At 43.1% G+C, this 10,075-nt stretch carries 9 protein-coding genes and 2 tRNA genes; 5 read left to right on the top strand and 6 right to left on the bottom strand.

What is annotated here, in order from left to right; translation table 11 throughout:
* Nucleotides 1-5: 5 nt before the first annotated feature.
* The 5 genes from QZ735_RS15175 to QZ735_RS15155 all read right to left on the bottom strand — a co-directional run bounded on the left by QZ735_RS15175 (nt 6) and on the right by QZ735_RS15155 (nt 2,587).
* Nucleotides 6-77 (bottom strand) — tRNA-Glu (locus QZ735_RS15175).
* A gap of 11 nt (nt 78-88) precedes the next feature.
* Nucleotides 89-343: a 30S ribosomal protein S20 gene (gene rpsT / locus QZ735_RS15170; RefSeq protein ID WP_294250004.1), complete on the bottom strand. Its 255-nt coding sequence runs from the start codon at nt 341-343 to the stop codon at nt 89-91.
* 67 nt (nt 344-410) lie between these two features.
* A complete protein-coding gene (locus QZ735_RS15165) occupies nt 411-731 on the bottom strand; it encodes a hypothetical protein (protein ID WP_294250002.1) in 321 nt (106 codons plus the stop codon).
* A 442-nt stretch (nt 732-1,173) separates the two neighbouring features.
* Nucleotides 1,174-1,245 (bottom strand) — tRNA-Glu (locus QZ735_RS15160).
* Nucleotides 1,246-1,300: 55 nt separating this feature from the next.
* On the bottom strand, nt 1,301-2,587 hold the full coding sequence (locus QZ735_RS15155) for an N-acetylmuramoyl-L-alanine amidase (protein WP_294250000.1): 1,287 nt from the start codon (nt 2,585-2,587) through the stop codon (nt 1,301-1,303).
* Nucleotides 2,588-2,652: 65 nt separating this feature from the next.
* On the opposite strand from QZ735_RS15155, the gene QZ735_RS15150 reads away from it, so the two are divergent.
* The 3 genes from QZ735_RS15150 (at nt 2,653) to QZ735_RS15140 (ending at nt 6,142) form a co-directional block, all read left to right on the top strand.
* The gene (locus QZ735_RS15150) at nt 2,653-5,241 is read left to right on the top strand and encodes a putative LPS assembly protein LptD (RefSeq protein ID WP_294249997.1); all 2,589 of its coding nucleotides are present in this window, start codon (nt 2,653-2,655) and stop codon (nt 5,239-5,241) included.
* 68 nt (nt 5,242-5,309) lie between these two features.
* Entirely contained in the window at nt 5,310-5,690 is a 381-nt protein-coding gene (locus QZ735_RS15145) for a RidA family protein (protein ID WP_294249995.1), read from the top strand.
* The gene (locus QZ735_RS15140) at nt 5,690-6,142 is read left to right on the top strand and encodes a hypothetical protein (RefSeq protein WP_294249993.1); all 453 of its coding nucleotides are present in this window, start codon (nt 5,690-5,692) and stop codon (nt 6,140-6,142) included. Before QZ735_RS15145 ends, QZ735_RS15140 begins: the two co-directional genes overlap by 1 nt.
* A 146-nt stretch (nt 6,143-6,288) precedes the next feature.
* Here QZ735_RS15140 and QZ735_RS15135 read toward each other — a convergent pair whose 3' ends face one another.
* Nucleotides 6,289-7,827, bottom strand: a complete 1,539-nt coding sequence (locus QZ735_RS15135; RefSeq protein WP_294249992.1) for a trypsin-like peptidase domain-containing protein — start codon at nt 7,825-7,827, stop codon at nt 6,289-6,291.
* A gap of 344 nt (nt 7,828-8,171) precedes the next feature.
* Here QZ735_RS15135 and QZ735_RS15130 point away from each other — a divergent pair, with 344 nt between their 5' ends.
* Nucleotides 8,172-9,542: a rhodanese-related sulfurtransferase gene (locus QZ735_RS15130; RefSeq protein ID WP_294249989.1), complete on the top strand. Its 1,371-nt coding sequence runs from the start codon at nt 8,172-8,174 to the stop codon at nt 9,540-9,542.
* A 33-nt stretch (nt 9,543-9,575) separates the two neighbouring features.
* On the top strand, nt 9,576-10,075 hold a 500-nt coding region (locus tag QZ735_RS15125), incomplete at its 3' end, for a 5-formyltetrahydrofolate cyclo-ligase (protein ID WP_294249987.1).

Raw genomic sequence — 10,075 nt, 5'->3', positions numbered from 1 at the left:
TTTTGTAGCCCGTAGGGGAATCGAACCCCTCTTACCAGAATGAAAATCTGAGGTCCTAACCGATAGACGAACGGGCCAACTATACTTATTAAGCCAGTTTATTAACGTGCTTAGTTAATTTGCTTTTCAAGTTAGCTGCTTTGTTTTTGTGGATGATATTTTTCTTCGCTAATTTATCCAACAAAGAGATTACTTTTGGCAGTTGTTCTACAGCAGAAGCTTTGTTTTCTTCATTTCTTAACACTTTAAGTGCCGTTCTGGCAGTCTTGTGATAATATCTGTTACGAACTCTTCTTACTTCGTTTTGTCTGATTCTTTTTAATGCTGATTTATGATTTGCCATATCGTTCAAATGTGAGTGCAAAAGTAAAAACTTTTTTTTTATCCTCCAAATTTATTTTTAAAAAATTTTATTTTTTTTCGGATAAATATTTTCTGAGTTTATCTATTGCCTGTTCTATTTTAATATTCTCTTCTTCTCTTTCTAATTTCCGGATGGTGCTTTTCAGCATTACCATCGCATTGTTCCATTCTCCAGTCGTGTTGGTGAAGGTAAGTCCGTCAATCGTTACTGCAAAATCGACTCTTTCTCCGGTCCTGTAAAGCCTGAAACTTATTTTATCGTCACTGCCTGTAATCCCTTCTTCATTGATCTGTAAATCGTAACTTTTCGGGTGAGAGTGGATTTTTTCAAATAGCAGTTTTGCTTCCTGTATTTTTAAATCCGGCATGATCTGAATTTGTCGCCTGCAGAAAAACTCCGGGTGCTTCAGATACATCTCATCACTTTATGTGTTGCATCTTTACGTGCCTTCATGTCCTGTTCAGACGGTGCAAATATACTCTTTTTCTAAAATAAAAAAAATAATTCTGCGAAGATATCGTGAAATATTTGCTGCTTTTCATAGTAATGGTCTGAAATAAAACCGGTTAAATTTAAGAGGCGGAAATGTTCACGGATGCCTCGCCGGAAGGTCATTTAATGAAGCGGTTAATAATGAGAAATACCTGAGGAGTCAGAAGGAATCAGAACCCCTGAAAAGAAAAACAGGGTAGGTTAAGTTCGTCAGCAGGCTGAAAGTGAACATGTGATCATTCTAGCATGGTTCCGGTTCCGGAAATGAAAAATCCCTGAACGATATAACGTTCAGGGATTTGATCTGCCGGACAGAGTAGCCTATAGGGGAATCGAACCCCTGTTGCAAGGATGAAAACCTTGAGTCCTGACCACTAGACGAATAGGCCTGATTTTGAGGTTGCAAAAGTAGGCATTAACTTTTGAACCTCAAAATTTTTTGCGCTATTTAAAAACTTTCTGAATTACCGTATTCCTGATTCCTTTGGCTTCCACTTCTTTCTGAAGCTTTACCGCATCTTCCAGGGAATATACTTTGCCATAGGTATAATAGAACACACCGCTTTCCTTATTCCTTTCCACATCTTTCAGTGTCTGCAGAATAGGGGAGTTCCCGTTCAGCTTGTCTCCGGTGTACACTTCCAGGGTATAGTAGCCGGTGTTCAGCTTCTGGTTCGGCATGAATCCTACGGCATAGGCATTCCTGAATCCGGCGTCCTTGGCCGTTTTGATGTTGATATCCCTTACGGAGGCAAGGTTGGTAACGCCGTAATAGTATTTATAGAGTCCGTTTTCCTTGATCGGTAAAATGTAGTTCAGCCCTTTCAAAGCCGGATCGCCGTCATTGTATTTGGTAGGGGCGCTGAGAAGGAGGATTCTGAAATCATTCTTAAGCGCTACCTCTGCCAGCCGGTCCGGTTCGGGTTTCTTCACTACGGCCGGAGTACCTGATTTCCGGTCCACGGCTTTCTTGTAATCGATAATGGCTTTATAGATGCTCTCTGCGATCTCGTTCTGTCCTTTTTCCGATGCCAGGTAATGGCTCTCCTCAGGATGGTTGATGAATCCTGTCTCAATAAGGACGGAAGGCATGGCATTCATCCGCAGTACGTGAAGGTTTTTCTGGAAAACACCGCGGGAGCTCCTTTTATCCTTGTTTACAAAGTTGTCTTCCACCAGTCCTCCCAGCAGCAGGCTGGACTCCAGATACCGGCTCTGCTGAAGTTTCAGGGCAATCAGTGATTCCGGTGAGCTTGCATCGTATGAACCGAAGATCTGCTTGTCTTTTTCATCCAGGAAAATTACGTCGTTTTCCCTTTTGGCTACCTCCAGGTTGGTATCATTCTGATCCGGACCCTGTACGAAGGTTTCCGTACCATAAGCCGTAGGCCGCTTTGATGAATTACAGTGAATGGAGATAAAAAGGTCTGCCTTGCTTCTGTTGGCAAGATTGGTCCGGTCTGATAACGAAGGGTATTCATCGATTTTCCGGGTGTAGATTACTTTATAGTCCTTGTTTTTTTCCAGCATGGTCCCCACTTTTAAAGTGATGGCAAGGGTAACGTCTTTTTCTGCAATCCTGCCGATGTCCTCGTAAGACCGGGTTGCTCCGTGGTCACTTCCCCCGTGTCCCGCATCCAAAACAATAATGAATTTCTTTTGTGAAAAAATGAAGTTGCTGAACAGGATAAGAAGAAATGATAAAATTATTCTAAAATTTACTTTGTGCATCTTACAGTTTTAAAAAATATATTAATTTTGGGCCTTAATTGTATACCATAAATATAACACATAAATTGGCCAAAACCGTCTCCAAAAATATATTACAAATTTTAATTATCCTAATTTTTAACAATTTTTTAGCACAACAGACTCCTGGAAAATTGCCTGAAAATGCGGTAAATGATACCATAGCAAAGCAGGATACGATTGTCCTGCCGAAGGAATCCCTGGAGGATGTTTTGCAGACTAAAGCAGACTACAACCGCCGGGATTTCCAGAAAAAAATGATCTACCTGAATAAAAATGCCCAGGTTAAGTATCAGGATGTACAGATTGATGCAGACTATATCTCCATTGATGAAGGGAAAAGCCTGATGTTTGCCCGCGGAAAGCAGGATTCTTTAGGGAAAATCATAGAACCGGCAGTGATTACACAGGCCGGAAAGAAATATGAAACCGACCAGTTCCAGTACAATACCAAAACCAGGCAGGCAACAGCGTTCAATGCAAGAACCGAAGAAAGCGAAGGCGTTATCGTAGCGGAAAAAACCAAAAAATACAACGATTCCGTCTTTGCCATGAGACGCGCCAACTATACCACCGATGATTATTTCATCAAGAAAAAAGATACCGCCGCCGATTATCATCTCCGGGCTTCCAACATCAAGCTGGTGAAGACCAAAAACAAATCTTCCATTATCTCCGGACCGATCCAGATGTACATCGAACAGGTACCGACCCCGCTCATTATGCCTTTTGCCATCCTCCCGTTCTCGGATAAAAGGGCAGCCGGAATCCTCATTCCCAGTTTCGGGGAACGTCAGGACGTGGGTTTCTTCCTGAACGGGCTTGGCTATTACCAGCCCATCGGGGAACACTTCGACCTTAAAATCCTCTCCGACATTTATACGAAAGGAAGCTGGAACCTGAGGCCGGAAATGAACTATGTGAAAAAATACCGCTATTCCGGAAATTTCTCCGCAGACATCGGAACCGCCGTGCGGGGAATCAAAGGACTGGATGATTACGGGAGAACCAGTACCTACAGGATTGCCTGGAGGCATACCCAGGATACCAAGGCGAACCCGTTTCTTACCTTTTCTGCATCGGTAGATATCGTAAGTACGAAGTTTTACAACAATACCCTGAACAATAATTATATCCTTAACCAGAATGTTCTCAATACCCAGCAGAATTCTACGGTAACCCTTACCAAAAGAGTCCTGAAGTTGCCGGCCACCATTACCGGTACCGCTTCCTATTCACAGAATTTTGCAACCGGGCTTTCCGATCTCCGTCTTCCGCAGATGAACGTGGCCATCAACCAGTTCTATCTCTTCGGGTCAAGAACAGGCACAAGACAGGGACTGCTTGAAAACATTACGGTAAACACGGGGCTGAACCTGACCAACTTCGTGCAGACCAATGAGGGCGAGCTTTTCACCGCTGCCATGTGGGAGAAAATGCAGACCGGGCTGAAAAATAATATTACTTTAGGGACCAATACCACGGTTGCGAAGTATTTCACTTTCAGCCTGGGAGCGAACATCGATAATGCCCTGACGACCAAAACTGCCCGAAGGCTGTATGATCCTATTAAAAACGCAGTCGTAACTGAAGTGAACAAAGGCGTATCCGGATATTCTACCTTTTCCACTACGGCAAGTATCCAGACTACCTTATACGGCCAGAAGAATTTCAGGAAAGGAGCTGCGATCGAAGCCATCAGGCATATGATGACACCGAGCTTAGGATTTACCTATTCGCCGGATTTCGGAGGTTCCGGCTTCGGCTATTACAGGAATTATTATGACGCCAACGGTGCGCTGACTCCTTATTCCATCTTCGACGGCGGAATCATCGGCAGCCCTACCAGCGGAATGGTGGGAGCTCTCGGCTTCAACGTCGGGAACAATATCGAAATGAAAGTAAGATCCAAAAGCGATTCTACGGGAGTGAAAAAACTGAAGATCTTCGAATCCCTGAACCTTTCAGGAAGTTATAACTTTGCCGCAAAAGATCATCCGTGGTCCATCATTACCGTCAACGGGCAATCGTCTTTCTTTAATAATAAACTGAGTGTAAACTCCAGTCTTACCCTGGACCCGTATAAAATCGTTTATCTTCCCGGGCAGGAGAGCGGAATCAGAACTGAGGATTTCGGAGGTTTTGGCATACAGGGATTCAACGTTCAGCTGTCTTATCCTTTGAGCAGCGAAATATTCGGAGAGAAAACGGATTATTCCAAAAAATATTCGAAGAAGGGGGAAATCCGGAATGAGAATTATTATTTTGATGATGATAACTACGCCCATTTTGAACAGGCCTGGACGCTGAATGTGAATGCCAATTATGCCTACACCAGAAGCACCGCCTCCAGGACTCCGACAAGACTGGCCTCCGTGGGGCTTGACGGATCCCTTAAGCTGACGCCTTTCTGGAACATCAACGGCAGTACCCATTATGATATGGTAACCAAGCAGCTGGCCTATACCCGGATCGGTTTTTCCCGCGATCAGCGGAGTTTCACCATCAATTTCAACTGGGTGCCATTCGGGCAGTATAAGGTATATGATTTCTTTATCGGGATCAAAGCCAATATCTTAAGTGATGCCCTGAAATATAAAGACCGCAGCTTTACCCAGCCGAATGCACCATTTTAGCATCAGATTTGATATTTGATTAGGGAAATAGAATATAAATTTTATATTTGCACCCAAAATAAATTCTAATGAAAAAAATAATCAACACGGTAAATGCGCCTGCCGCTATCGGTCCTTATTCACAAGCTAACCTGGCTAACGGCGTATTGTACATTTCCGGACAGATTCCTGTAGATCCTGCTACCGGCAAATTGGTGGAAGGCATCGAAAAGGAAACCCATCAGGTAATGAAAAACCTGGAAGCAATCCTTACCGAAGCGGGAATGACTTTTAAACATGTGGTAAAAGCAACCATTTTCCTTAAAAGTATGGATGACTTTGCGGTGATGAATGACATCTATGCTTCTTATCTGGATGCGGAAAGCTATCCGGCCCGTGAAACGGTACAGGTTTCCTGCCTGCCGAAAAATGTTGATATCGAAATTTCTATGATCGCACATCAGGATTAATGAACTTTTTAAGAAATACATTCGCGGTTCTTGTAGGCCTCGGCATTGCCGGACTCATCATCACCCTTGGAATAAGGGTGTTTCCGCAATGGGTTACTTTTGAAGCGTTCGCTCCTTTTGAGCATTGGCAGAAATTCCTTCAGACTATGGAGAAAGACGGGGCTTTTTTCGGTTTTCTGCTGTTTATTTCCGGATTGGGGACTACTGTGGGAGGAGTGGCTACGGCCATTATTGTAAAATATGCCAAAGTAGCATATGCCATCCTGATCGGATTCATCATGCTTTTCATAGCCATGCTGGATGTGATCGTTTTTCCTTACCATCCTACTTTTTATAAAGTTTCTATTTTCCTGACCTTTTTTCCGTTTTCGTGGATCGGAGGAAAAATCGTGGAAGTCATTTACGAACGGAAAAAGAAACGGCGGATCGCCGAGAAGATGAATAACAAATAAATATTCCCGTTTTCGTTCTATCATCTCGAGCTGTTGCTTAAAATAAAAGGATATGACGAATGTGAGAATCAATAAAAAACGCTGCAGAAAACATCTGCAGCGTTTTTGTTGATATGAAGTGAAGTTTAGTTGTTTATTTTGTTCCACTAAGGCATTTTGAATCCTCTTGTGTAAATCTGGCCGTAGGCATCCACAAACTTTACGGATACATTCCCGGAATATTTTTCAAGGATTTTCTCAACATCCTTCTGGGAGTTTACCGGTTTACCATTGATCTCGATAACAATGTAATTATCTACAATTCCTATTTTAGCAATTTCGCTTCCCTCTGTTACATTAGTAGCTATTACACCGCTATTTAGCCCGTAATCCGTTTTGAATCTTTCATCCAGAGGTTTGAACTCAGCACCGATTTTCTCCGTTACGCTCAGGTCTGCTTTTGTTCTTGTAGAAGTTCCTCCTTTCTGGTCCTTCAGGGTAACATTGGCAGTAGCCTCTTTGCCGTTTCTCATATAGGTTACCATTACTTTGTCACCAGGGCGCTTGCTTCCGATCGCAACAGACAGGTCTGCAAAATCGGTAACAGGAGTAGCATCAATTTTAGTAATGATATCGCCTATTCTCAGGCCGGCATCTTCAGCACCGCTGTTGTCTCCGAATCCTGTGACATACACTCCGGAGCCGGCTTTGATGTTTGATTTCTTATCTTTGTTATAAGCAGCTACCTGCATGTCATTCGAAAGGTCCAGTGAAGTGACGCCTAAGAATCCTCTCTGAACAATTCCGAATTTCTTGATATCTTCGATAATTTTTCTGGCCAGGTTGGAAGGAACGGCAAATCCGTAACCCTGGTAATAGCCGGTAGTGGATTGAATGGCAGAGTTGATCCCGATCAGGTCGCCGTTGGTATTTACCAGTGCACCTCCAGAATTCCCCGGGTTAATGGCAGCATCCGTCTGGATAAAGCTTTCAATAGGGTTGGCAGCTTTTCCCTGGGAGCTTAAAATTCCAATCCCTCTGCCTTTTGCAGAAACGATCCCTGCCGTTACGGTAGAGTTAAGGCCCAGCGGGTTTCCTACGGCCAGTACCCATTGCCCGACTTCAATATTATCTGAATTGGCAAAATTTAAATAAGGCAGCCCTTTTTCTTCGATTTTCAAAAGGGAAATATCGGTATTGGGATCCGTTCCCACCAATGTTGCGATATAGGACTTTTTATTGCTCAGAACTACCTCCAGTTTGTTGGCCCCTGCTACCACGTGGTTATTGGATATAATATAGCCATCGGGAGAGATGATTACTCCTGATCCCATTCCTGAAGGCATGTTGTCCGGAGCCTGCTGCTGTTGTCGCTGTCTTTGCTGGCCTCTTCCGCCGCCGCCGAAAGGATCTCCGAAGAAATAATCAAACAGATCCTGTTCTGAAGCCCTGTTTGTAGTCCTCGACTGATAATTTTTAATGGTAACAACAGCCGGAACGGTTGTTTTGGCCGCTTTTACAAAGTCATCTCCCACTGCTGCAGAATTCATCCCTGCAAATGAGACATTGGAGGATGATTTGGTAAAATAAGACTGATCACCGCTGGCAGTATCATGATTGAAATATTGTAATGTTCCAACGGTAGTAGCTCCTGAAATTACGCCTACTACAGCAAATGGCAATAGTTTTTTTAAAGTACTCTTCATTGTATATCTTTTCTTTTGTTATAAATTATGTATCGTTTCCGTTTTTTATTGTAAACAAATCTAATGCTAAATAAGTATTCAATCGGTATACAATGTTTCAGCTTTAACTAAAATTTAACAGGATAAGCAATAGTTTACAGATTATGTCGTAATTGTTAAGACTGGGATTAACAAATCTTAAAAAAATATTAAAGACAAAATGTCACTGAATAAGATGAATTGTCAGGATGAAAGTTAAATGCTGTCATAATGCTGTTATTTGTCATACCCGGAGACTATTGACTGCCATTGCTTAAAATGATTATCTTTGCAGGAATATTTTTCTCACTTAAAAAGTTTATAGCATGCAACTGTATAACACCTTAAGCGCAGAAGAAAGAGCTCAGCTTATTGATGAAGCCGGTAAGGAACGCCTTACATTGTCTTTCTATGCGTATGCCAAAATTGAAGATCCCAAAAAATTTCGCGACGAACTGTTTATAGCCTGGAATGCCCTTGATGCGCTCGGCCGTATTTATGTGGCCCATGAAGGAATCAATGCCCAGATGAGTGTTCCTGCAGATCAGTTCGATGCTTTCCGGGATACGTTGGAGGCTTACGATTTCATGAAAGGCATCCGCCTTAACGTGGCAGTAGAGCAGGACAACCATTCTTTTTTAAAGCTGACCATAAAAGTCAGGAATAAAATTGTTGCCGATGGTCTCAGTGACGATACCTTCGATGTTACCAACAAAGGCATCCACCTAAAAGCAAAAGAATTCAATACGCTGCTTGAAGATCCGAATACGATTGTGGTGGACTTCAGGAACCATTATGAAAGCGAAGTCGGCCATTTTGAAGGGGCCATTACACCGGATGTGGAAAACTTCAGGGAAAGCCTTCCGGTGATCAATGAACAGCTGCAGGACTTTAAAGAGGATAAAAACCTGCTGATGTACTGCACAGGCGGGATCCGTTGCGAAAAAGCCAGTGCCTATTTTAAGCATCAGGGTTTTAAAAATGTATACCAGCTGGAAGGCGGGATTATTGAGTACACCCGGCAGATCAAAGAAGAAGGGATTGAAAGTAAATTCATCGGAAAAAACTTCGTTTTCGACCACCGCTTAGGGGAAAGGATTACCGATGATATCATTTCGCAATGCCACCAGTGCGGGAAGCCCTGCGATAACCATACGAACTGTGCAAATGATGCCTGCCATCTGCTCTTCATTCAATGTGACGAATGCAAGGCCGCCATGGAAAACTGCTGTTCTACGGAATGCCTGGAGATTACACATCTGCCTTGGGAGGAACAGGTGAGGTTAAGAAAAGGAAAAGAGGTCGGCAATAAAATCTTCAGAAAAGGAAAGTCCGAATCGCTGAAATTTAAAAAATCCGGCAACCTTACCGATGCGCCCCTGGCCAAAGCAGTTACGAAAGATATCCGCCGGAAGATTACGGTAAAGAAAGTCCTGATCGGAAAAGCCGAGCATTATTACCCGAAGTCCGGGGTCGCCCAGTTTTTGGTGGAAAACAACGGATTATCGAGAGGTGATAAAGTGCTGATTTCAGGGCCTACCACCGGAGACCAGGAAATCCTGATGACTGAGCTTTACGTAAATGGGAATGCTGCAGACACAGCCGTACCGGGAGATCAGATTACGTTTCCGGTTCCTTTCAGAACCCGGCTGTCTGACAAGCTTTATAAAATTATACAGCCTTCTGAAAATGTTTGATCCATGCTGAAATCAGAGCTCCGCAAAAAATATATGCAGAAAAGAAAAGCCTTGTCAACCGATGAGGCTTTCCTGTTGTCCCGTGAGATCTTTCAGCGTTTTGCAGACTACTTCAAACCTGTTCCCGGACAGAAAGTGCATATCTTTATTCCGATTGAAAAATTCAGGGAGATCAATACACGGATTTTCATCGATTATTTCCTGAGCCGTAATATCCGTGTTTTTGTGCCTAAAATAGTGGATACCCGCCTCATTTCCGTAGAAATATCAGAAGACACTGCCTATCATACCAATTCCTGGGGAATTTCCGAGCCCGCTTCTGATAATGACTCGGGAGAAGTGAATTTTGATTATGTTATCACGCCCTTGCTGTATTGTGACGCAAGAGGCAACAGGGTAGGGTATGGGAAAGGTTTCTATGATGGCTTTTTTGCAGGACTTTCCGGGAAAGCAAAAAAAATCGGAGTCAATTACTTTAACCCCGATGATACGATTGATGATGCGTGGGAATTCGATATCCCGCTGGATTACCT

The organism is uncultured Chryseobacterium sp. (assembly GCF_913776365.1).
Lineage (GTDB): Bacteria > Bacteroidota > Bacteroidia > Flavobacteriales > Weeksellaceae > Chryseobacterium.
Note: the sequence above shows the minus strand (reverse complement) of the source record. Positions and strands in the feature narration are given on the sequence as shown.